At 72.6% G+C, this 23,621-nt stretch carries 10 protein-coding genes; all 10 read left to right on the top strand.

All coding sequences use genetic code 11. The annotated features are described in order from the left end of the window. The first annotated feature begins 214 nt into the window (after window positions 1-214). The 10 genes from ACIOJD_RS25400 to ACIOJD_RS25355 all read left to right on the top strand — a co-directional run bounded on the left by ACIOJD_RS25400 (window position 215) and on the right by ACIOJD_RS25355 (window position 23,550). The gene (locus tag ACIOJD_RS25400; RefSeq protein WP_401917742.1) at window positions 215-1,030 is read left to right on the top strand and encodes a thioesterase II family protein; all 816 of its coding nucleotides are present in this window, start codon (window positions 215-217) and stop codon (window positions 1,028-1,030) included. 227 nt (window positions 1,031-1,257) lie between these two features. Continuing rightward, a complete protein-coding gene (locus ACIOJD_RS25395; RefSeq protein ID WP_401917740.1) occupies window positions 1,258-1,545 on the top strand; it encodes an acyl carrier protein in 288 nt (95 codons plus the stop codon). After that, window positions 1,542-2,960: a TrpB-like pyridoxal phosphate-dependent enzyme gene (locus ACIOJD_RS25390; protein ID WP_401917739.1), complete on the top strand. Its 1,419-nt coding sequence runs from the start codon at window positions 1,542-1,544 to the stop codon at window positions 2,958-2,960. Before ACIOJD_RS25395 ends, ACIOJD_RS25390 begins: the two co-directional genes overlap by 4 nt. After that, window positions 2,957-4,159 carry an acyl-CoA dehydrogenase family protein gene (locus ACIOJD_RS25385; RefSeq protein ID WP_401917737.1) on the top strand — a complete coding sequence of 401 codons (1,203 nt, stop codon included), beginning with the start codon at window positions 2,957-2,959 and terminating at the stop codon, window positions 4,157-4,159. Before ACIOJD_RS25390 ends, ACIOJD_RS25385 begins: the two co-directional genes overlap by 4 nt. Further along, window positions 4,143-5,759 carry an amino acid adenylation domain-containing protein gene (locus tag ACIOJD_RS25380; protein WP_401917735.1) on the top strand — a complete coding sequence of 539 codons (1,617 nt, stop codon included), beginning with the start codon at window positions 4,143-4,145 and terminating at the stop codon, window positions 5,757-5,759. Before ACIOJD_RS25385 ends, ACIOJD_RS25380 begins: the two co-directional genes overlap by 17 nt. After that, window positions 5,741-6,568 carry an alpha/beta hydrolase gene (locus tag ACIOJD_RS25375; protein ID WP_401917733.1) on the top strand — a complete coding sequence of 276 codons (828 nt, stop codon included), beginning with the start codon at window positions 5,741-5,743 and terminating at the stop codon, window positions 6,566-6,568. The genes ACIOJD_RS25380 and ACIOJD_RS25375 overlap by 19 nt, the downstream gene beginning before the upstream one ends. Continuing rightward, window positions 6,565-6,930: a nuclear transport factor 2 family protein gene (locus tag ACIOJD_RS25370; protein WP_401917732.1), complete on the top strand. Its 366-nt coding sequence runs from the start codon at window positions 6,565-6,567 to the stop codon at window positions 6,928-6,930. Before ACIOJD_RS25375 ends, ACIOJD_RS25370 begins: the two co-directional genes overlap by 4 nt. A 10-nt stretch (window positions 6,931-6,940) precedes the next feature. Then, entirely contained in the window at window positions 6,941-7,783 is an 843-nt protein-coding gene (locus ACIOJD_RS25365; RefSeq protein ID WP_401917730.1) for an enoyl-CoA hydratase/isomerase family protein, read from the top strand. After that, window positions 7,780-8,715 (top strand): TauD/TfdA family dioxygenase, encoded by a 936-nt coding sequence (locus tag ACIOJD_RS25360; protein ID WP_401917728.1) that lies wholly within the window; start codon window positions 7,780-7,782, stop codon window positions 8,713-8,715. The genes ACIOJD_RS25365 and ACIOJD_RS25360 overlap by 4 nt, the downstream gene beginning before the upstream one ends. Before the next feature lie 420 nt (window positions 8,716-9,135). Beyond that, window positions 9,136-23,550, top strand: a complete 14,415-nt coding sequence (locus ACIOJD_RS25355; RefSeq protein ID WP_401917726.1) for an amino acid adenylation domain-containing protein — start codon at window positions 9,136-9,138, stop codon at window positions 23,548-23,550. Window positions 23,551-23,621 lie beyond the last annotated feature (71 nt).

Here is a 23,621-nt window from a genome sequence, read left to right as displayed (position 1 = left end):
GATTGCGGAGACAGGGATTTCACGTCCGGATGGTGGTGGCTCCTTATGGTGAGGGCGGGCAGAGCCACCTTACGGACGGGAGGTTCGGCAGTCTGGAAGAGTTCTGTATGCGGAACTGCCCCTGGCCCTTGTGGCGGTGACGGTTCACGGAAAAGTGGCTAGGGTGCGGAAGCCGATCAGACGTCAGTTTTTGTTTCCCGTGGAGAGCCGACCTGTGTCCTCAACCGCGATTCCCGACCCGGGCGGCGCCGGGAGCTGGCTCAGGCGCCACCGCCCGAGGTCGGCTCCGCGTGTCCGGCTCGTCTGCCTGCCGCACGCCGGCGGCAGCGCGTCCGCGTACCACGGCTGGGCAGCCGCTCTGCCGGCAGACGTGGAGCTGGTCGCCCTGCAGTACCCGGGCCGTCAGGACCGTTTCGGTGAGCCGTGCGTGGAGGGGATGGCGGAGATGGCCGATGCCGTCACCGCCGCTCTGCTGCCGCTGACGGACCGGCCCATCGCCCTGTTCGGGCACAGTATGGGAGCAGCGGTCGCCTATGAGGTGGCGTTGCGACTGGAGGGCCGGCACCAGGCCGGACCCCGGCACCTGTTCGTGTCCGCACAGGTCGCGCCGTCGCGCTGGAACAGAGGCGAGGACCTGCACCTGCTGGACGACGCCTCGATGGTGGCGGGCGTGGGCGGACTGGGCGGGATGGACGAGAGGGTGCTCACGGACCCTGACCTGTTGCCGCTGAGCCTGCCCTCCCTCCGGGCCGACCTGCGGATCATCGAGACCTACCGGCCGTCCCACAGGCAGCGGGTGAGGGCTCCGGTGACGGCGTACTCGGGCGATTCGGATGCCGGCGTTCCGGTGGCGGACCTGGCTGCCTGGAGTGAACTCACGTCGACACAATTCGCGTTGCGGATATTCGAGGGCGGCCACTTCTATCTGCTGCGGCAGCAGAGGGAACTGCTGGCCGACATCACGGCACGGCTGTCCGTCGTCCGGAATGCGGTGCGGTCCGGGGTGGACAGTGCAAAACGTGGTGAGTAGTCTCTGCCAGGCCGTTCCCCATTCGAGCTCGCCAGGTGCTCGAATCCCTGTTCCGGGACGAATCCCTATGTCGGGACGGGAATCGGCAAGGTGAAGTGCCGAGCCGCACGCCATGTCGAGACGGCTCGCGCCCATTTCATGGTGTCCGTGAGACCCACCGGCTGAACCGACGGACGGGCCGGTGCGCGGAACCCACTGATCCGGTACAAGCTCAGAGGAGTTTCTGGATGACCTGGAACGACGAGGATATCGCGGACAGGGTTCGCAAGATCATGGTGGATGTCCTCGACCTGCGGCTGAGCCCGGATGAGATCGGTAGGGGTGTCTCGCTCTACTCGCCGACGATACAGATGGACTCCTTGAACCTGCTCCAGTTGCTGGTGGCGGTGGAGGAGGAGTTCGGCGGGCGCATCGAGGACGAGGACGTCATGGAGGCGGACCTGCGCACGGTCGGCGACATCATCGAGCTGGTGCGCGCTCATGTGCGGACGTCGCGACCGGAGGCGACGGAGTGAAAGCCACCGGCGACCGCTTCCTCCTGGACGAGGACGACATCCCCACCCACTGGTACAACATCCTGGCCGATCTCGACGTACCGCCGATGGACGTGCGCCGGGCGCGCGCCGCGGCGCCCGCGAGCGGCCAGGACCAGGCCCGGGACGGATATCCGGCCCAGGCACGGGACTTGGCGCCGAACATCCCCCTGTCCATGTACCGGGGAAGCATCGGCAAACAGCGCCACGTGGAGATACCGGCCGAAGTGCGCGAGCAGTACGCACGCTGGCGGCCCACACCACTGGTGCGGGCCCGCCGTCTGGAGCAGGCACTGGACACCCCCGCCCACATCTACTACAAGTACGAAGGCACCAACGCCGCCGGCAGTCACAAACTCAACTCCGCGCTGGCACAGGCGTACTTCTACAAAAAAGCCGGAGTCCAGGAGCTGACCACCGGCACCGGCGCCGGGCAGTGGGGCACCGCCCTGTCGATGGCGTGCCAGGCACTGGGGCTCGGATGCACCGTGTTCATGGTCCGCCGCAGTCTGGAGCAGAAGCCCTACCGCGGTGTGCTGATGAAGCTCAACGGCGCCCGTGTGGTGGCCAGTCCGAGCGGAAGCACGGAGATCGGGCGGGAACTGCTCGCCGCCGCTCCCGGCACCGAGGGCAGCCTGGCCATCGCCAACGCCGAGGCGCTGGAACACGCCCGTACGGTCGCGCACGGCCGCTTCGCGGTCGGCAGCGGTGAGAATCATGTGCTGCTGCACCAGACGGTCATCGGCGAGGAGGCCCTGCGCCAGATGGAACTGGCGGGCGAATTCCCGGACATCGTCATCGCCTCGATGGGAGCCGGCAGCAACTTCGCCGGACTGGCCTTCCCGTTCCACCGGGAGAAGCTGCGGACCCACGCCGCCACACGGCTGATCGCCGTGGAGCCCGAGGCGTGCCCCAAGATGACCCGGGGCCGGTACGCCTGGGACTACAACGACTTCTCCGGCACCACACCGATGACGAAGATGTACACACTGGGCCACACCTTCGTCGCGCCGGGAGTGCATGCCGGCGGACTGCGGTACCACGGCGCCGCGCCGCTGGTCAGCGCCCTCTACGAACAGGGCCTGATGGAAGCCGTGGCGTACGGCCAGAACGCCGTGTTCGAGGCGGGCGCGCTGTTCGCCAGGACCGAGAACCTGGTCCCGGCCCCCGAGTCGGCACACGCCGTACGGTGTGTGATCGACGAGGCGGTACGCGCCCGTGAGGAACGTACGTCCCCGGTCATCCTGTGCAACATCAGCGGGCACGGACTGCTCGACCTGTCCGCCTACGACCAGTACCTGGCCGGTGGGCTCGAGGACCACACCGTGTCCGACGAACAGATCGCCGACTCCCTGGCCGACCTGCCCGAAGCGCTCTCCGCCGGTGTCGCTCAGTGAAACCGGGATGGACCGACGAGGAGCGGGCACTCGGCGAACGCATGCGCCGACTGGGCCAGGAGTTGGGGCACGACCTGCGGGCGCGCGAGGAGACCTGCACACTGCGGCCCGGCGACTGGAAGCGGAGCGCGGAGGGCGGGGTGCTCCAACTGCCCCTGCCCGAGCGGTACGGAGGCCGCGCACTGTCCCCGCTGACCTGCGCGTACGCACTGGAGAACCTCGGCTACGGCTGCCGGGACAACGGGCTGATGATGGCGCTGGGCGCGCACATCTGGGCCGTGGAACTGCCGATCCGTGAGTTCGGCACACCCGAGCAGAAGCAGCGCTACCTGCCCGCGCTGGGCGACGGACGGATGACCGGCGCCCACGCCATCACCGAGGCCGAGGCCGGGTCCGACGCCCTCGCGCTGACCGCGCGCGCCCGCCGCGACGGCGACGACTACATACTCGACGGCGTCAAGCGCTACATCACCAACGCCCCGATCGCCGACCTCTTCATCGTCTACGCCACCGTCGACCCGGAGCTGGGTTTCACCGGGGTGACCGCCTTCCTCGTCGAGCGGGAGCAGGCAGGTGTCACGGTGGAGAGCCGCCGCGACAAGACGGGACTGCGCACCGGACCGTGGGGAGAGGTCATCCTGCGCGAGTGCCGGGTGCCGTCCGCCCGGCGGCTCGGCGCGGAGAAGCAGGGGTCGCGCGTCCTGGCCCGGTGCATGGCGTGGGAACGTGCCCTGATCCTCGCCCCGATGCTGGGCACGATGCGCCGCCAGGTCGAGGAGTGCGTGGAGTACGCCAGAACGCGGGTGCAGTTCCGCAAGAACATCGGCCGGTTCGAGTCCGTCTCGCACCGCGTCGTCGACATGCGGATCCGGCTGGAGGAGGCGCGGCTGCTCACCTACCGGGCCGCCGCCGACCTCGTCGGCGACCCTCGGTCGATCTTTCCCGAGGCGGCCCAGCTGCGGACCAGCGAGAGCGCCGTCGAGACATTCCTCGACGCCATGCAGGTCTACGGAGGCCTCGGCTACACCACGGGCACGGACGTCGAGCGGAACCTGCGTGACGCCCTGGGCACCCGGATCTCGTCGGGCACCTCGGATCTTCAGCGCACCGTGATCGCGGAGAGGCTGGGCCTCACGACGGGGATACGCCGCCCGGACACCCGGCGAGCAGGAGGTGACCGCCATGCCGACGCTCGCTGACCGGCTGGCACGTACGGTGTCACAGCACTCGCGCTCCGAGGCGGTCCGCTGTCGCGGCCGGTCGCTGGACTACGCCGGACTGGACCGCGCCAGTAGCGCGCTCGCCGCCACGATGCGGGAGGCGGGCATCGGCCCCGGCGACCGCGTCGGCCTGTGGACCGGCACCTCGGCCGAGACGGTGGTGGCCGTGCACGCCGTCCTCAAGTGCGGCGCCGCGTATGTGCCGTTGGACCCGGCGGCGCCCGCGGCCCGGGTCGCGCACATCCTGCGGGACTGTGCGGTCGGGTGTCTGGTGGCCGACACCGACAGGCTCGCCCTGCTGGCGGACGAGCGCGTGCCGGAACACGCCGGCCCCCGGCTCCTGGTGGTGCTGGACGGGCAGGACGACGGCGTGCCCGCACCAGGCACCGGCACCGCACAGGTGAGCTGGCGGGAAGCCGTGGAGCGGCCCGTACCGGACGGTTTCGCGCCGGTCCCCGTGAGCGGGAGTGACCTGGCGTACGTGCTCTACACGTCCGGATCGACCGGGCTGCCCAAAGGCGTCATGCTCTCCCACCGCAACGCCCTGTCCTTCGTGGACTGGGCCGTCGGGACGTTCGGCATCACCGCTGACGACCGGCTGGCCTCCCACGCCCCCTTTCACTTCGATCTGTCGGTCTTCGATCTCTTCGCCGCGGCGAGCACCGGAGCCTGCCTCGTCCTGGTCCCGGAGAACCACAAGGGACTCGGAGTGGCTCTGAACCGCCTGGTGAGGGACGAGGCCATCACCGTCTGGTACTCGGTGCCCGAGGCCCTGGTACGGATGCTCGACGCGAAGAACAACGACGAGCTGGAGACCTCGCGACTGCGCACCGTGCTCTTCGCGGGCGAGGAGTTCCCCCTCAAACACCTCAGAAGACTGAGCGCCGCACTGCCGGGCGCGGCGCTCTACAACCTCTACGGTCCGACGGAGACGAACGTCTGCACCTTCCACCGTGTGTCGGCCGAGGACCTCGCGGACGGCCGCACGGCACCCCCGCCCATCGGCGCCCCCTGCCCGTACGCCGACGCCCGGCTGCTGGACCCGCGGGGACTGCCCGTACCGGACGAGCCGGGGGCCGAGGGCGAACTGTGCGTCGCCGGTGACTCGGTGATGCTCGGTTACTGGGACAGCTCCGGACGCGCCGCCCTCTCGGCCGGAGTGCACCGCACCGGAGACATCGTCCGGCGTGAGGAGCACGGCTACCGCTTCGTCGGCCGGCGCGACCACATGGTCAAAATCCGCGGGTACCGGATCGAACCGGCCGAGATCGAGGCGGTGTTGCTCGCCATGCCCGAGGTGCACGAGGCGGTGTGCGTGCCGGTGCGGGACGGTGACCAGGACCGGCTGCGGGCCGTCCTGGTGCCCGCCGCCGGGCGGTTGCCGACGGAGGGCGAATTGCGCCGGCACTGTCTGCGGAGGCTGCCGCGCTACATGGTTCCCGGCGAGTTCGGCCTCGTCGACGCCCTGCCCCGGACCTCGACGGGCAAGACCGACCGGAGCGCACTGGCCGCCCCCGCGTTCCGGGGATTCGCCCCCGTACTCCGGGAAGAGGAGACACCGTGCCGGCGCGGGTGGTGACCCGGCGATGGCCGAGCCGGGCTCTCGGCCGGGACAAGCGCGTGAACGTCGTCCTTCCCGGGCGGTACGGCGCCGAAGGGCCGCCCCACCCCGTCCTCTACCTGCTGCACGGCTACGGAGGCGGCCGGGACACCTGGCTGACGCACACCGGCCTCGTGGAGTCGCTGGACGACAGCCGTCTGGTCGTCGTGCTTCCGGAGAGCGGACGCCGCTGGTTCGTCAACGACCACGCGGGGCTGCCGTACGAGGACTACCTGGTCCAGGACCTGGTGGCCGACGTGGACCGCGAATTCAACACCATCGCCGACCGTGGTGGCCGGGCCGCCGGCGGCTTCTCGATGGGAGGGGCCGCGGCACTGTTCCTGGCCTTGCGCAACCGCGGTGTGTTCAGCGCCGCGGTCTCGCACGCCGGGGCCTTCGAGGCCCCCCTGCGCCGCGGAGACCCCTACGCCGCGCACCGCGGTGACCCGGCGATGCTGATGCCCGACGAGGAGAGCCACGACCGGGTCTGGGGCCCGCCGGGCAGCGCCACACGCCGGCGCTACGACCCGTACCGGCTCGTCGGCCTGCCCGGCCAAGGCCCCGGACCGGCCCTCTACCTGGACGTCGGCACGGGGGACCACGACCGCGTGATCCGGATGAACCGCCGGATGCGGGACGCCCTGAGGGCCCACCACTGGTCACCGGAATACCGCGAACGGCAGGGAGGCCACGACTGGGATTTCGTGCGCGCCGCCCTGCCCGCGTCACTGGCCTTCGTGACGCACCACCTTCTCGGAACGGCTGTGAACGGAGTGTCTTCGGTATGACACACGTCGAGGAATCCATTCGACGCATAGAGCGCTACTACGAACTGGTGGACCGGGACGACATCGCCGCTCTGGTCTCACTCTTCACTGCGGACGCCGTGTACGAGCGACCCGGCTACCCGCCCATCAAGGGCAACGACGCCCTGGAGCGCTTCTACCGTGAGGACCGCGTCATCGCCACCGGAAAACACTCCCTGCGCGGAGTGGTGGCGGAAAAGGACAAGATCGCGGTGCACGGGGACTTCGCCGGACGGCTGAAGGACGGACAGAGTGTGTCTCTGCGCTTCGCCGACTTCTTCCGCATCACACCGGAGGGGCGCATCTCCCGTCGCGACACGTTCTTCTTCAGTCCGCTGGTGTGAAGCCGCCGCCATGACGACCGAGAAAAGCCGATCCGCGGCAGGACCCCCGCTCCTGGTCACCCGCCCGTCTCCCGGGATCGTGGTCGCGACACTGAACCGGCCGCACCGGCGCAACGCGCTGACCGAGGACTCCTTCCGCATGCTGGCGGAGCTCTGCGCCGGCCTGCGGACCGACCCTCGCGCGCGGGTACTCGTCCTCGACGGCGCCGGGGACTCCTTTTCCTCCGGCTACGACATCGACGAGATCGGCCGCATCGCGGCCCTGCCCCCACCGGACCTGCTCGACCTGCTGGAACGGCACGCGGAGGCGGTGACCGGGTTGCGCGCTCTGCCGCAGGCCGTACTCGTCGCCGCGGACGGTGCCTCGGCCGGGGCCGGGCTCTCCCTGGCGCTCGCTGCCGACATCCGCGTCAGTACGACGCGCGCTTTCTTCCAGGCATCCTTCGTCTCGGTCGGTCTGTCCGGCGGCGACATGGGCGCCTCCTGGCTGCTGCCCCGGGTCACCTCGTTCGGTTTCGCCAACGAGATGATGCTGACCGGCCGGTCCGTACCGGCGGCCGAGGCATATGCCCACGGCCTGGTGAACAGGCTGACCAGCCCTGAGGACCTGCGCCCCGCGGCGCTGGCCCTGGCCGGGGAGATCGCCGGCAACAGCCCGACGGCAGTGGCCCTGACCAAGCGGGTCCTCCAGGCCAATGTGGACGCACCGTCCCTGGAGGACGCACTCGCACGCGAGGCGCCGCTCCAGGTGGTGGCCGCCGGATCCGCGCCGGTACGGCGGGCGGTCGCCGCGTTCCGCGCGCGCCGGGCGGGGCGCGAGACGACACCGAACCCTGAGGAGAGGCATCCGTGAACACCATCCCGACCTGGCAGCCCGCGGTGATCGAGCCCACCGGCAGCGGCATCGACGCGTCCCCGGCGGGACTGGCCGAGTACCTGCGCGACGCGGACCCGGGCGACCTGCTCGCCCGACGGGGCGCCGTGGTCTACCGCGGGTTCGGAGTCACACCCGAAAGCTACGACAGCGTCGCCGGCCCGCTGCTGCCCCGCCGGCTCGCGTACGTGCACGGCAACTCCCCCCGGACCAAGGTGGGGCGGAACGTCTACACCTCGACGGAGTACCCGCCCGAGTACGACATCTCGATGCACAACGAGCTGTCGTACAGCCACCGTTGGCCCGCGCGGATCCTCTTCTACTGTGAACGGGCGGCCGAGAGCGGCGGTGCCACACCGGTGATCGACGGCGCACTGTGGCTGGAGGCGATCGACCCCGAGGTGCGGACCGCGTTCGCCGCCGGTGTCCGCTACACACAGAACCTGCACGACGGCGTGGGGTTCGGCAAGAGCTGGCAGGCCACCTTCGAGACCGAGGACCGCGCCGAGGCCGAGGCGTTCCTCAAGGGCGCGGACACGGAGTGGGAGTGGCGCGCCGACGGCTCCCTGCGGATCCACCAGTGCCGCCGGGCCACCCTGCGGCACCCCGTCACGGGGCGTGAGGTGTGGTTCAACCAGGCGGACCAGTGGCACCCGGCGGGACTCGGCGAGGAGGCCGCGCTGCTGGCCGAGGTGGTACCCGAGGACGAACTTCCCCAGCACGCCACCTTCGCCGACGGCGCCCCGATCCCGGCCGCATACATCACCCACATCCGGGAGACCGGCCTGCGGCTGGCGGTGGACGTCGACTGGCGCACCGGCGACCTGCTGCTCGTCGACAACGTGGCCGTGGCACACGGACGTCGGTCCTACACCGGCCGACGGCGTGTCCTGGTCGCCATGTCGGACTGACAAGGGCGGGCACCGTCCCACGGACGCCGCGCACCATGCCCCCGGGCCCATGCCGTGGCAGCCCGCGGCAGGCGGCAGCATCCCGTAGAGAGGCAGTCCAGCCACGTCCGGCGGGCGCTGGATAGTGTCCCGCTAGGTCCTGTCCGGTCGGTCCTGTCGGATCAGCCCGGGGCGTCCGGCGCGGTGCATCGCAAGGCGCCGGGGCGCCCGCAGGGTGGTTTCCTGTGGGCGTTTCGGCAACGCGGCGAGGCGCCGTGCCAGGCGTTCCCGGGCAGACGGGACTTCGGAATAACTCGTCCAGGTGAACAGAGGCGCAGCGGCGAGGAGTTCGCCGTCGCCGGTCTCTCGGGGCCATTGGGGCCGGGCGCTTTCTCCCGTGCCGGGCCCGTCCGCCCTACCGCAGCAGAATGGCGAGGAGCCATGGACCGATCTCAGTCTTCCGCTGACCACGAGCAGCCGCTCCCACTGACCGGCGCACAGGCGGGCGTGTGGTTCGCACAACAGGTTGATCCCGAGAGCCCCATCTTCCGGGCCGCCGAATACCTGGAGATCCACGGGCCGGTGGACCCCGTGTGTTTCGAGCGGGCCCTGCACCAGGTGTTCTCCGAGGCGGACGCCCTGCACATCAGGTTCCTCGACACCGAGCACGGACCCCGGCAGATCCTGGGGGACCCGGTCGACTGGCGGCTGCGCGTCATCGACGTCTCCGGCGAGCCGGACCCACGCCGCGCCGCCGAGGAGTGGATGGGCCGCGATCTGCGCAGGCACATGGACCTCACGGTCTCACCGCTCTTCACCTACGCCCTGTTCCGCGTGTCAGCCGAACGCTGGTTCTGGTACCACGCCTACCACCACATCCTTCTCGACGGCGTCGGCGCGGCCCTGTTCGTCCGCCGGGTCGCCGAGGTGTACTCGGCCCTCGCCGACGGTGAGGCACCGGGCCCGGCCGCGTTCGCGTCCGTCCGCACACTGATCGACGAGGACCGCGCCTACCGCGCCTCCCGGGACTTCGAGCAGGACCGTACGTTCTGGCTGGAGCAGTACGCGGGACGGCCCGACCCGGCGGCCCTGTCGTCCCGACCGCTGCTCCCCACCGCCGACTTCGTCCGGCGCACCGCCCATCTGCCCGAGGACGTACGCGCCGACGTGGCCCGAGCGGCCCGCCACGCCGGCATCTCACCGTCCCGGGTGCTCGTCGTCGCCACCGCCGCCTACCTGCACCGCATGACCGGCGGTACGGACGTGGTGCTGGGACTGTCCGTGACCGCCCGGGTCGGTGAGAGGTCCAAGGCGGCGCCCGGTATGGCGGCCAACGTGCTGCCGCTGCGGGTGAGCGTCGAACCGGGCACCACCGTCGGCGACTTGCTCGCACGCACCCGCACCGCGCTGCGCGGGCTGCTGGCCCATCAGCGCTACCGAGGCCCGGAACTCCGCCGCGACCTGGGCATGCCCAACGACCACCGGATCTTCTTCGGGCCCCAGCTCAACGTGGTCCCCTTCGACTACGACCTCCGCTTCGCCGGCAGCCGGGCCGACGCGCACAACATGTCGCTGCGGCTCATCGAGGACCTGGCGATCTCGGTGTACGACCGGGGCGACGGCAGCGCGGTCCGGGTGGACTTCGACGTCCACCCGCAACTGTGGGACGCGGCCGAACTCGCCGTCCAGCAGGAGCGGTACGTCGCCTTCGTAGGACGCCTGGCCCGCGCCCTGACCGAGCCGGAGGCCTACGTCGGCCGCGTCGGCCTGCTGAGCGACGACGAACTCGACACCGTCGTCCCCCGGCTGCCGGAAACGGCCCGACCCGCCCCCGGTCTCACCCTGCCCGAGCTCTTCGCGCGGCAGGTGAACCGGACGCCGCGGGCCGTCGCCGTCGAGGACGGGACCGTCCGCCACACGTACGCCGAGCTGGACCGCAGGTCCAACCGGCTCGCCCGGCTGCTGCTCTCCCGGGGGGTGGGACCGGAGGACCGGGTCGCCCTGCTCCTGCCCCGCTCCGCGGACTTCGCGACCGCGGTCCTCGCGGTGGTCAAGGCCGGCGCCGCCTACGTACCCGTCGACCCGGCCTATCCCACCGAGCGCATCGCCCAAGTCCTCGGCGACACCGCCCCCGTGTGCGTCCTGGCGCACTCCACCACCGCCGAAGAGGCGGCACTCGTGGCCCTCGACGACCGTCTGACCGTGCGGCTGGACGACTCCGCCACGGCGGCCGTCCTCGGCGGCCGGGCGGACGGCGCCCTCACCGACGCGGAACGCACCGCCCCGCACGCTTCCCAATCCGCCTACATCATCCACACCTCCGGTTCCACCGGCCGGCCCAAGGGCGTGGTGGTCACCCACGCGGGTATCCAGCACCTCACCGAGGCCCTCGCCGAGCGTCTGGACATCCGCCCCGGCAGCCGGGTGCTTCAGTTCGCCTCGGTGAGCTTCGACGCGGTGGTCTCCGAACTGTGCATGGCCCTGCTGACCGGAGCGACCCTGGTGACCGCGCCCAGGGACCGGCTGCTGCCCGGCGACCCGCTGTCGGCCTTCGCCCACCGCGCGCGCCTCACCCACGCGTTGCTGCCGCCCTCCTCGCTGGCCGTGATGGATCCCGCGGACCTGCCCGCCGGTATGGCCCTCTTCGTCGGCGGCGAGGCGTGCTCCGCGGACGTGGCCGCCCGCTGGTCGGCCTCCCGTCCGCTGGTCAACGCGTACGGGCCCACCGAGACCACCGTGGTGGCCACCCTGAGCGGGCCGCTGAAGGAGGAAGGGACCCCGCCCATCGGCGCGCCCATCGGCGAAACCCGCGTCCACGTGCTCGACGGCGGTCTTTCCCCCGTGCCGCCCGGTGTCCCCGGAGAGCTGTACGTGGCCGGACCCGGCCTGGCGCGCGGCTACCTCGGCAGGGCCGCGCTGACGGGGGAGCGCTTCGTCGCCGACCCGTTCGGCCACCCCGGCGAGCGCATGTACCGCACCGGCGACGTGGTGCGCCGACGCCTCGACGGCGAGCTGGAGTTCGTCGGCCGTGCGGACGAGCAGGTGAAGATCCGTGGATTCCGGGTCGAACCCGGCGAGGCCGAGGCCGCCCTGCTGGAACTGCCCGAGGTCCGGCGGGCCGCCGTCGTCGTCCGCGCCGACGCCGCCGGTGAACCCGCCCTCGCCGGCTACCTGGTACCCGTCGACGGCACGGTCGACCTCGTCGGCGTACGGGAGGCACTGGCCGCGCGACTGCCGGGCCACCTGGTGCCCGCGACCCTGACGGTCCTCGAAGCCCTGCCGGTGACGCCCCAGGGCAAACTGGACCGCAAGGCCCTGCCGGACCCGGCCGCCACGCCCGAACGGGCCGTCACCGCCCCCCGGTCCGACCTGGAGCGCACCCTGTGCGTCCTGTTCGGCCGGGTGCTCGGCGTCGACGACATCGGCATCGACGACGACTTCTTCCACCTGGGCGGGCACTCCCTGCTGGTCGCCCGCCTGGTACTCGGCATCCGCAAGGAGCTGGCGGCGGAATGCGGTGTCGACGCGGTCTTCCTCGCCCCCACCGTACGGCGGCTCGCCGAGCGGCTGGGCGAACGGGGCAGCGCGGGCCCGGCTCCCGGCGGCCCGGTCGCGGTCCCTCGCGACGGCGACCTCGAACTCTCCTTCGCGCAACGGCGGCTGTGGTTCCTGCACCGGCTGGAGGGGCCCAGCACCGCGTACAACATCCCGCTGGTCCTCACCCTGGACGGCGACCTCGACCGCGAGGCGCTGACCGCCGCGCTCGGCGACCTCACCGACCGGCACGAGAGCCTGCGCACCGTCTACCGGGAGCACTCCGGGATCCCCGCGCAGCACATCATCGGCCCCGGCGGCCGGGTCCGCCCCCGTCCCGCCCTCGTCGAGACCGACGAGGGCCGGCTGAGCGAGGAGTTGGCCGCCGCCGCCCGGCACACCTTCGACATCACCGCCGAACCGCCCCTGCGCGCCACGCTGTTGGCACTCGCTCCCCGGCGGCACGTACTGGTCCTGCTGGTCCATCACATCGCCGCCGACGCCGAGTCGTTCGGCCCGCTGCTGCGCGACCTCTCCGCCTTCTACACGGCCCGCCGTACGGGGCGGCCCGCGGACATCGCACCGCTGCCCTTCCAGTACGCCGACTACGCGGCGTGGCAGCTGCGCGTCCTCGGCGAGGACGCCGGCCCGGACAGCACGGGCGCCCGGCAGACCGCCTTCTGGAAGCGGGAGCTGGCCGGCCTGCCCGACCACCTTCAGCTGCCCTTCGACCGGCCCCACCCGCCGGACGTCACCGCCGCACCCGCCCGCATGCTGACCCTCACTCTGGACGCGGAGCTGCACGGCAGGATCACGGCATTCGCCAGGGCCGGCGACGCCAGCACGTTCATGGTGCTGCACGCCGCACTGGCCACGCTGCTGACCCGGCTCGGCGCAGGCCAGGACATCGCGATCGGGGTACCCGTCGCCGGCCGCACCGAGGAATCCCTGCGCGATGTGATCGGCTTCTTCGTCAACACCCTGGTGCTGCGCACCGACACCTCGGGCGATCCGAGCTTCCGGGAGCTGCTCGGCCGGGTGCGCGAGGCGGACCTCGCGGCCTTCGCCCATCAGGACCTGCCGTTCGAGCGCCTGGTGGAAGCGCTGAACCCGTCCCGCTCGGCCTTCCGCCATCCGCTCTTCCAGGTCATGCTCGCCATGGACAGCTCGCAGCGGACCCTGCCGTCCCTTCCGGGACTGGAGACCGGCCTGCTGGACGTGCCCAACGGCACCGCCAAGTTCGACCTGTCGCTGAACGTACGGGAGAACTTCACCGCGGCGGGCGAACCCGACGGGATCATGGTCGCGCTGGAATACCGCTGCGACGTCTTCGAGGACAGCACGGCGCGGCGGCTCCTGGAGCGCTACGCGCGCCTCCTGGACGCTGTGCTGAGCGCCCCGGACACCCGCGTCGGGTCCGCGCGTCTGCTCGCCGACGAGGAGTCGCACGTCCTGCTCGACGAGTGGAACCGCACCCGGGCCCCGGAGCGGCTGGCCGATGTGGTCGCGCGGGTGCGCGCGTTCGCGCTGGAGCGCCCCCGGTCCGTCGCGGTCACCGACGACGACGGGGACCTGACCTACGGGGACCTGCTCGCGCACACCGACACACTGGCCGGCCAACTGCGCGACGCGGGTGCCGGGCCCGAGACGGTGGTGGCCGTCCTCGCCGACCGGAGCCGCTGGGCGGTGGTGGCCTTCCTCGGAACGCTGGCCGCGGGCGCCGCCTACCTCCCGCTGGACACCGGCGCGCCCACCGCGCGCTCCGCCGCGCTGGTGTCCGACTCCGGCGCGCGGTGGCTGCTGGCAGGACCGGGACATCAGGAGGAGGCGGCCCGCGCCGCGGCCGGCGGGGCCGCCCCGGTCACGGTACTGGCGCTCGGCCCTGTCCGGCCGGTCTTCGCCGGGCCCGGAACGCCTGAAACCGCACCTCGCCGCGTTGCCGGAACGCCTGGCACCGCGCCTCGCCGCGTTGCCGAAACGCCCACAGGAAACCACCCTGAGGGCGCCCCGGCGCCTTGCGATCCACGGCGCCGGACGCCCCGGGCCGATCCGACAAGACCGACCGGACAGGACCGGGGCGAAGCCGAAGGACCGGACCGCGCGGTGGCGCGCACCGGTGGTACGGGAACGCCACCGGGGGAGCGGCTCGCCTACGTCATCTTCACCTCGGGCTCCACCGGCCGGCCCAAGGGCGCGATGGTCCACCACCGGGGCATGAACAACCACCTGTCGGCCAAGGTCGCCGACCTCGGCCTCACCGCCGCCGACACCGTACTCGCCAACGCGCCGCTGACCTTCGACGTCTCCGTCTGGCAACTGATCTCCCCGCTGCTCGTCGGCGGCCGGGCGCGCGCGGTCGGGCAGACGCTCGCGGCCGACCCCGCGCGGCTGTTCGAGGCGGTGGCACACGAGGCGATCACCGTGGTGGAGGTGGTGCCCTCGCTGCTGCGCGCGGCACTGGACCTGTGGGACGAGGGGACGCCCGTACCTCAACTTCCCTCGCTCCGCTGGCTGGTGGTCACCGGCGAAGATCTGCCGGGGGAACTGTGCCGCCGCTGGGCGGCCCGCTTCCCCCTGGTCCCGGTGGTCAACGCCTATGGGCCGACGGAGTGTTCCGACGATGTCACCCATGCCGTCATCGCGGATGCCTCGGCCCTGGACGGCCAGGCCACCACCCCCATCGGCCGGCCGATCCGCAACACCCGGCTCTACGTACTCGACGACGGACTGGAGCCGGTGCCGGTGGGCGCGGCCGGTGACCTGTACGTGGCGGGTGCCGGCGTCGGCCGCGGATACCTGTACGACGCGGGCAAGACCGCTCACACCTTCGTGGCCGATCCGTTCGCCGCCGACGGAAGCCGCCTGTACCGGACCGGCGACCGGGTGCGCTACCGGGCCGACGGACAGCTGGAGTTCCTCGGCCGCCGCGACGCACAGACCAAGATCCGTGGCCGACGCGTCGAACCGGGCGAGGTCGAGGCCGCCCTGATCGCACAGCCGGGCGTCACGGACGCCGTGGTGTCCGTGCTGTCCGGCCCCGACGGCCGGCCCCAGCTGGTCGGGTACGTCGTGGGGACCCGGGATCTGCGCCCGGTACGCGCGGGACTCACCGCGACCCTGCCGGAGTATCTGGTGCCGTCGGTACTGGTCCCGCTGGACGCGCGTCCGCTGACGCCCAACGGCAAGACCGACCGGGCCGCGCTGCCGGTGCCCGCGTTCACCGGTCCGCCGAGCCGCGCGCCCCGCACCCCGCGGGAGGAGACCGTGTGCGCTCTCTTCGCCGACCTGCTGGAAGTGGAACGCGTCGGCATCGACGACGACTTCTTCCGCCTGGGAGGCCACTCGCTGCTCGCCGCCCGGCTGGTCTCCCGTATCCGGGCCACGCTCGACGTGGAGCTGGAGATCGTCACACTGTTCCAGGCACCGACCCCCGCCGCCCTGGTGCGCCGGCTCACCGACGCGGCGCCGGCGAGCCCACGGCCGGCGGGCCGGGAGCGCCCCGCCCTGGTGCCGCTGTCGCCCGTCCAGTACGGCCTGTGGTTCCTCAACCGTCTGGAGACCGCGTACGGCACCTACAACATCCCGTTGGCCGTACGCCTCAGTGGCCCCCTCGACACGGCCGCGCTCAAGGCCGCGCTCGCCTGGGTGGTGGAGCGCCACGAGATCCTGCGCACGGTCTTTCCCGAGACCGACGGGGTCCCGCACCAGGTGGTGCTGGAGCCCGCCGACGCCCGCCCCGTCCTGCGGATCGTGGACGCCGCCGGGGCGGACGTGGACGCCCTGGTCGCCACCGTGGCGCGGGAGGGTTTCGATGTCGCCGAGGAACCGCCGCTGCGGGCCGCGCTGCTGTCGGTGAGCGAGGGCGAGCATGTGCTGGTCCTGGTGATCCATCACATCGCGAGCGACGGCTGGTCCGCCGGGCCGCTGGCCCGCGATCTGTCCGAGGCCTACGCCGCCGCACTGCGGGGCGCGGTCCCCGACCGGGAGGCGCTGCCCGTGCAGTACGCCGACCACGCGCTGTGGCAGCGCGCGGTCTTGGGCGAGGAGAGTGATCCGCAGAGCGTGCTGGCCCGCCAGACGGTCTACTGGACGCGGACGCTGCGCGGGCTGCCCGACGAGCTGAGACTGCCCACGGACCGGCCGCGCTCGGCCGCGGCCGGACGCCGGGGCGCACGCGTCCCGTTCACCGTGGGGCCCGCCACCCACCGGGCACTGACCGAACTCGCCCGCGCCCGTGGCATGACCCCCTTCATGGTCCTGCACGCCGCGCTCGCGGCCCTGCTGAGCCGACTGGGCGCGGGCACCGACATCCCCGTCGGCACCTCGGTGTTCGGCCGGGGCGACGACGAACTGGACGACGTCGTCGGGTACTTCGTCAACTCCCTCGTCCTGCGCGTCGACACCGGCGGTGACCCCACCTTCGACGAACTGCTCACCCGCGTCCGCGCGGCCGACACCGCCGCGTTCGCGCACCAGGACCTTCCCTTCGAGCAGCTGGTCGCGGCGCTCAACCCACGGCGGGCGCTCAACCGGCACCCGCTGTTCCAGGTCAAGTTGCTGCTCCAGAACCTCGCACAGCCCGAAGTCGCCCTGCCGGGGCTGGACACCGAGGTGCTGGCGTACGACCCCGACCTGGCCAAGCTGGACCTCCACCTCAGTGTGTCCGAACGGTTCGAGAACCACGGCGCACCGGCCGGTATCGAGGGCTCCGTCGGCTACGCCGCCGATCTGTTCGACCACTCCACGGTGCGGTCCTTCGCCGACCGCTACGTACGGCTGCTGGAAGCCGCGCTGACCGGTCCCGGCCGGCCCGTCGGTGAGCTGGAACTGCTGGATGCCTCCGAGCGGCACGACCTGCTCGTGGCGCGGGGCGGGGAGTCGGCCCCGGTGCCCGAGGTGACCCTCCCCGAGCTGTTCGAGACGGTGGTGGCACGTGACCGGCGGGCACCCGCCGTGGTGCACGGTACGACCAGGCTGACGTACGGACAGCTCGACGACCGCGCCAACCGGCTGGCCCGGCTCCTGCTGGAGCGCGGCGCGGGCGCCCGCTCGCCGGTGGCGCTGGCGCTGCCCCGATCGGTGGACGCGCTGGTGGCCATGCTGGCGGTGGGCAAGGCGGGCGCGGCCTATGTGCCGCTCGACCCGGGCCACCCGGACGCGCGGCTGGCCCAGGTGCTGGACGATGCCCGCCCCGCACTGGTCGTCACCGTCGGCCACGTACTCGCACAGGCGCCGGGGCTCGCCGACCGCGCCGAACCGCTGCTGCTGGACAGCCCCGGCACACGGGCCGCGCTCGCCCGCCACCCGGCCGGTCCACTGCGCGCAGCCGACCGGGCGGTACCGGTGTCCGCGCGGGACGCGGCCTACGTCGTCTACACCTCCGGGTCCACCGGGCGGCCCAAGGGCGTGGTCGTCGAACAGCGGGCCCTGGTGGACTACGTGACGTACTGCGTGGCGCGTTACCCGGGCCTGGCCGGCCGTACCCTGCTGCACTCCCCGCTCTCCTTCGACCTGGGGCTGACGGCGCTGTACGGCACGCTGCTGGCGGGGGGCTGCCTGCACATCGCCGACCTGGACGAACGGGCCGCCGTGCCCGACGGGCTGACATTCGCGAAGATCACCCCGAGCCACCTCCCGCTGCTCGACGCCCTGCCCGACGGCTGCTCGCCGACGGCGCAACTCGTCGTGGGCGGCGAGGCACTGCGCGGCGAGCAGCTCGCCCGGTGGCGGGCCCGGCATCCCGCCGCCGAGGTCGTCAACCACTACGGCCCCACCGAGGCCACCGTGGGCAGCCTCGACCACCGCGTCCCCGCCGGGGCGCCGCTCCCCGACGGCGCGGTGCCGATCGGCCGGCCCATGCGCAACACCCGTGCCTACGTGCTGGACCAGAGGCTGCGCCCCGTCCCGGACGCGGTGGCCGGCGAGCTGTACCTCGCGGGTACGGGGGTGGCCCGCGGCTACCTGAACCGGCCCGCCCTGACCGGCGAACGCTTCGTCGCGGACCCGTACGGTCCCGCCGGTGCCCGCATGTACCGCACGGGCGATGTGGTGCGGTGGCGCACGGACGGCGCGATGGAGTTCCTCGGCCGCTCGGACGACCAGGTCAAGGTACGCGGCCACCGGATAGAACCCGCGGAGGTGGCCCACGCCCTGGCCTCGGCCGACGGGGTGGCACACGCCGTCGCCGTGGTGCGCGAGGACACACCGGGCGACCCGCGGCTCGTCGGCTACGTGGTGCCCGGTGAGGGTGCCGCCGTGGACGCGGACACCGTACGCAGACGGACGGCCGCGATCCTGCCGGCCTACCTGGTGCCCTCGGCGGTCGTCACCCTGCCCTGCCTGCCGCTGACCGCGAACGGCAAGGTGGACCGCTCCGCGCTGCCGGCGCCCGGCACGACGGGAGCGACGGCCGGCCGGGAGGCCCGCACACCGCGCGAGGAGATCCTGTGCGGGCTGTTCGCCGAGGTCCTCGGCGTGGAACGGGTCGGCGTCGATGACGACTTCTTCGACCGGGGCGGGCATTCACTGCTCGCCACCCGGCTGGTGTCGCGCATCCGCGCCACGCTCGGCGTGGAGACACCCCTGCGTGCCGTGTTCGAGACCCCGACCGTGGCCGGCCTGGCCGCGCGCGTCGCCGACGGGACACCGGCCATCCGGCCGCCGCTGACCCCTCGGCCCCGTACCGGCGCCGTGCCCCTGTCCTCCGCTCAGCGACGCCTGTGGTTCATCGACCAGTTGGAGGGACCGAGCCCCACCTACAACATCCCGCTCGTGCTGCACCTGAGCGGCACACTCGACCGGCCTGCCCTGCGGGCCGCGCTGCGCGACGTCGTCGCCCGCCACGAAAGCCTGCGCACCTTCTTCCCCGGCACCGACGGCGTGCCCTGCCAACACGTCCTGCCCCCCACGGAGGGCGCACCCCCGCTGGAGGAGGCGCGCGTCGCTCCCGAGGCCCTGGACGACGTGATCGGGGAGATCGTCTCGCGCGGCTTCGACCTGGCCGTCCGGCCACCACTGCGTCATGTGCTGCTCGACATCGGTGACAGCGCCGTACTCGTCGTGGTGACACACCACATCATCGGCGACGGCTGGTCGCACACACCGCTGCTGCGCGACCTCTCGCAGGCGTACGCGGCGCGCTGCCGCGAAGCGGCACCCGAGTGGGCACCGCTGCCCGTCCAGTACGCCGACTACACCCTGTGGCAACGTGAGTTGCTCGGGGACGAGGACGATCCGGACAGCGAGCTGTCCCGCCAGCTCCGCCACTGGACCGCGGCGCTCGACGGGCTGCCGGAGGGACTGGAATACCCCACGGACCGGCCCCGCCCGGACGTCGCGAGCCACCGGGGCGACAGCGTGCCGTTCGCACTCGACGCGGGGACACACGCCGGTGTCGTGGCGTTGGCCAGGGCGAACGGCGTCAGTGTCTTCATGGTGCTCCAGGCGGCCGTCGCGGTCCTGCTGACCCGGCTGGGCGCCGGCACCGACATTCCCCTCGGCGCGCCCACCGCAGGCCGCACCGACGACGCCCTGGACGAGCTGGTGGGGTTCTTCGTCAACACCCTGGTCCTGCGCACCGACACCTCGGGCGACCCGACCTTCCGTGAACTGCTCGGCCGCGTCCGCGCGAGCGACCTGGCCGCCTACGCGCATCAGGACCTGCCCTTCCAGCGCCTGGTCGAGGAGGTGAACCCGCCCAGATCGCTCGCCCGCCACCCGCTGTTCCAGGTGATGCTCATCCTGCACAACACCGGCCGCCCGGACATCGACCTGCCGGGTCTGCGGACGCGCGTGGAGGGCGCGGAAGCGGCGGTCGCCAGGTTCGACATGTCGTTCAGCCTCTGGGAGCAGTACGGCGACGACGGCACCGCGCGGGGCATACGCGGACAGATCAGGTACGCCACCGACCTGTTCGACCGGGCCACGATGGCGACGACCGCGGCCCGGCTGCGCCGGCTGCTCGCCGGGGCCGTCACGCGGCCGGACCAGCCGGTGGGACTGCTCCCCGTCCTCGGCGACGAGGAGGCGCGCGAACTGCTCGTCGCGCGCAACGACACCGCCCGCCCCGTGCCGGACGGCTCACTGGCCGGCCTCTTCCGCGCTCAGGCGGCCCGCACCCCGCGGGCACCCGCCCTTCTCTGCGGACCGCTGCGGCTCTCCTACGAGCAACTGGACGCCCGTTCCGACCACCTCGCGGCCCTCCTGCTCGGCCACGGCGTCCGGACCGAGGACCGGGTCGCCCTGCTGCTCGGCAGCCGCGTCGACCATGTGGTGGCGACGCTCGCCGTCGCCAAGGCCGGTGCCGTCTACGTACCGTTGGACGGGCGCGCCCCGCAGAGCAGGCTCCGGCATGTCCTGACCGGCACACGGGCCGTGGCCGTCGTCGCCGACCGGCGGACGGCGCGGCGTCTGGCCGACGGGCCCGTCGCCGTTGTCCTGGCCGACGGGCCGGTACCGGACGAGCCGCGGCCCGAGGGGTCGGCGAGCCCCGGCCCCTCCGTCCACCCCGACCAGCTCGCCTATGTCATCCACACCTCGGGTTCCACGGGCGAGCCGAAGGGCGTCGAGGTGTCCCAGCGCAGCGTCGTGGAGATGGTGCACGACCGCTGGTGGGGGCACACCGCCGAGGACCGCGTCCTGATGCACCTGCCCGTCTCCTTCGACGCCTCGACGTACGAGCTGTGGGGGCCGTTGCTCAGGGGCGCCTGCGTCGTCGCGTACGACGGCGATGCCACGGACCTGGCCGGGCTCGCCCGCACCATGGCCGAACACCGCGTCACCGTGGGGCTGTTCGGCGAGGGAGTGTTCCGGCTGCTCGCCGAGAACCACGCGGACGCCTTCCGCGGCCTGCGTGACGTCTACGTCGGCGGGGACACCGTCTCGGCCGCTGCCGCCCGCAAGCTGCGGGAGCACGCGCCCGGGGCCCGGCTGACCAACACGTACGGACCCACCGAGTGCACCCAGTGCGTCGTCCACCACGCGGTGACCGATCCGGACCTCGAGCGCGAGGTCATCCCGCTCGGCCGGCCGCTGGACAACACCCGGGTGTACGTCCTGGACGCGTATCTGCGCCCCGTCCCGCCCGGTGTCATCGGCGAGTTGTACGTGGCCGGCGGCGGCGTGGCCCGCGGCTACGCGCGGCAGCCGGGGCTGACGGCGGAGCGGTTCGTCGCCGATCCCTTCGGGCCCGCGTCGTCGCGCATGTACCGCACCGGCGACCGCGTCCGCTGGGACCGGGACGGCACTCTCGCGTTCGCGGGCCGGGCCGACGCCCAGGTCAAGATCCGGGGTTTCCGGGTCGAGCCGGGCGAGGTCGAGTCGGCCGTGGCCTCCTTCCCCGGCGTCGCCCAGTGCGTCGTGCTGGTCCGCGAGGACCGCCCCGGCGACCGGCGCCTCGTCTGCTACACCGTCGCCGCGCCCGCAGCCCGCCCGGAGAGGGACGCGCTGCGCGAGCACGTCGCCGCCCTCCTGCCCGACTACATGGTGCCGTCCGCCTTCACCGCTCTCGACACCCTCCCGCTGACCGCCAACGGCAAGCTGGACAAGTCCGCCCTGCCGGCGCCTCCGCTCGGAGCCGGGGCCGGGCAACGCCCGCGCGACCACCGCGAACGCGTCCTGTGCACGCTCGTCTCCGAACTGCTGGGCGTCCCGGACGTCGGCGTTCACGACAACTTCTTCGCCATAGGCGGCGACAGCATCGTCTCCATCCAGCTGGTGGCCCGTGCGAACCGGGCGGGGCTGCTCCTCACCCCGCGTGAGGTGTTCCAGCACCAGACCGTGGCCGCCCTCGCCGTGGTGGCGAGGGACGCAGGCGAGGAGCGGGCGCCCGCCGACGACGCCATCGGCACCGTGCCGGCCACACCGATGACGCGGTGGCTGCGCGAACTGACCGGCGCGGGCTGCGGATACAAGAGTTTCAACCAGTCCGTGCTGGTGCGCGTCGCGGCCGGGCCGGGCCGGGAAGCGCTCGTGCGCGCCGTCGGGTCGCTGCTCGACCGGCACGACGCCCTGCGCGCCGTCCTGGACCGGTCCGGGGACGAGGAGTGGCGGCTGGAAGTCCGGCCGCGAGGTGCGGTACGGGCCGAGGAATGCGTCCGCCGCGTCGACCTCGCGCCCCACGACGAGTCGCGGTGGGCGAGGATCATCGCCGAGCACGGCGCGGCGGCGCGGGCCGAACTGGACCCGGAATCCGGTGTGCTGACCCGCGTGGTGTGGTTCGACGCGGGCCAGGACCGGGCGGGCCGGCTGCTGGTCATGGTGCACCACCTGGTGGTCGACTCGGTGTCCTGGCGCATTCTGCTGCCGGACCTGCTGTCCGCCTGGCAGGCCGGCCCCGACGCCCTGCCCGCCGCGCCGGGCGCGTCCCTGCGCGGCTGGGCCGGTCTGCTGGCCGAACGGGCCCTGGCCCCCGGCCTGCTCGGTGAACTGCCGTTGTGGCAGGCGATCGGAGCCGCTCCCGACCCGCTGCTCAGCCACCGGCCGCTGGACACGGGCCGGGACACCGAGGCCACCGTACGCCGGTTCACCGTGGAACTGTCCGCCGAGCGCACCGGGCCCCTGCTGACGAAGGTGCCCGCCACGCTGCGCGCCGGAGTCGACGAAGTACTGCTCACGGGCTTCGCCCTGGCCCTCGTACGCTGGCGCCACGAAGCCGGACCGGGCGGCGGCACCGGCGGCGGAGTGCTCCTCGACCTGGAGGGCCACGGACGCGACGGCGTGGCGGCGGACCTGGACCTGTCACGCACCGTCGGCTGGTTCACCACGATGTACCCGGTGCGGCTCGACCCCCAGGTCACCTGGGCCGACCTGCGCGGCGGCGGCCCCGCGCCGGGCCAGGCCCTGCGCCGGGTCAAGGAGCAACTGCGCGCGATTCCCGGCAAGGGCGTCGGCTACGGCCTGCTGCGCAGGCTGAATCCGGACACGGCGCGGCTGCTGGCCCAGGGAGCCGCGAGCCAGATCGGCTTCAACTACCTCGGGCAGGTGCGTGTCGAGGAGCCCGGACGCGACTGGGGCGCCGCGCCCGAAGACGTCACCATCGCACCCGGCGGCCCCGAACTGCCGTGCGCGCACGCCCTGGAGGTGAACGCGGTCACGCACGGCCACGCCGAGGGCCCGCTGCTGCGGGTGACCCTGTCGTGGCCGGGGGACCTGTTCGACGAGGCGGACCTGCGTACGCTCGTCGGCCTCTGGTTCGCCGCGCTCGACACCCTGACCGAGCACGCCGCCGACCCGGGCGCGGGCGGACACGCGCCCTCCGACCTCCCCCATGTGGACCTGTCCCAGGAGGAGATCGACGAACTCGCCTTCGAACAGTGGGACTGACGGCCCCACGCCGGCCGGAGCCCACGGAACGCTCCGCACCGGCCACGACGCGATGAGGCGCCACCGGGGCA

It is taken from the genome of Streptomyces sp. NPDC088116, assembly GCF_044741745.1.
Taxonomy (GTDB): Bacteria; Actinomycetota; Actinomycetes; order Streptomycetales; family Streptomycetaceae; genus Streptomyces.
This window is presented reverse-complemented; position numbering and strand designations above follow the sequence as displayed.

Excerpts from the sequence above, each read along its gene's own strand:
- ACIOJD_RS25395 (WP_401917740.1), top strand. The coding sequence starts at position 1,258 with ATGACCTGGAACGACGAGGATATCGCGGACAGGGTTCGCAAGATCATG.
- ACIOJD_RS25380 (WP_401917735.1), top strand. The coding sequence starts at position 4,143 with ATGCCGACGCTCGCTGACCGGCTGGCACGTACGGTGTCACAGCACTCG.
- ACIOJD_RS25370 (WP_401917732.1), top strand. The coding sequence starts at position 6,565 with ATGACACACGTCGAGGAATCCATTCGACGCATAGAGCGCTACTACGAA.
- ACIOJD_RS25365 (WP_401917730.1), top strand. The coding sequence starts at position 6,941 with ATGACGACCGAGAAAAGCCGATCCGCGGCAGGACCCCCGCTCCTGGTC.
- ACIOJD_RS25355 (WP_401917726.1), top strand. The coding sequence starts at position 9,136 with ATGGACCGATCTCAGTCTTCCGCTGACCACGAGCAGCCGCTCCCACTG.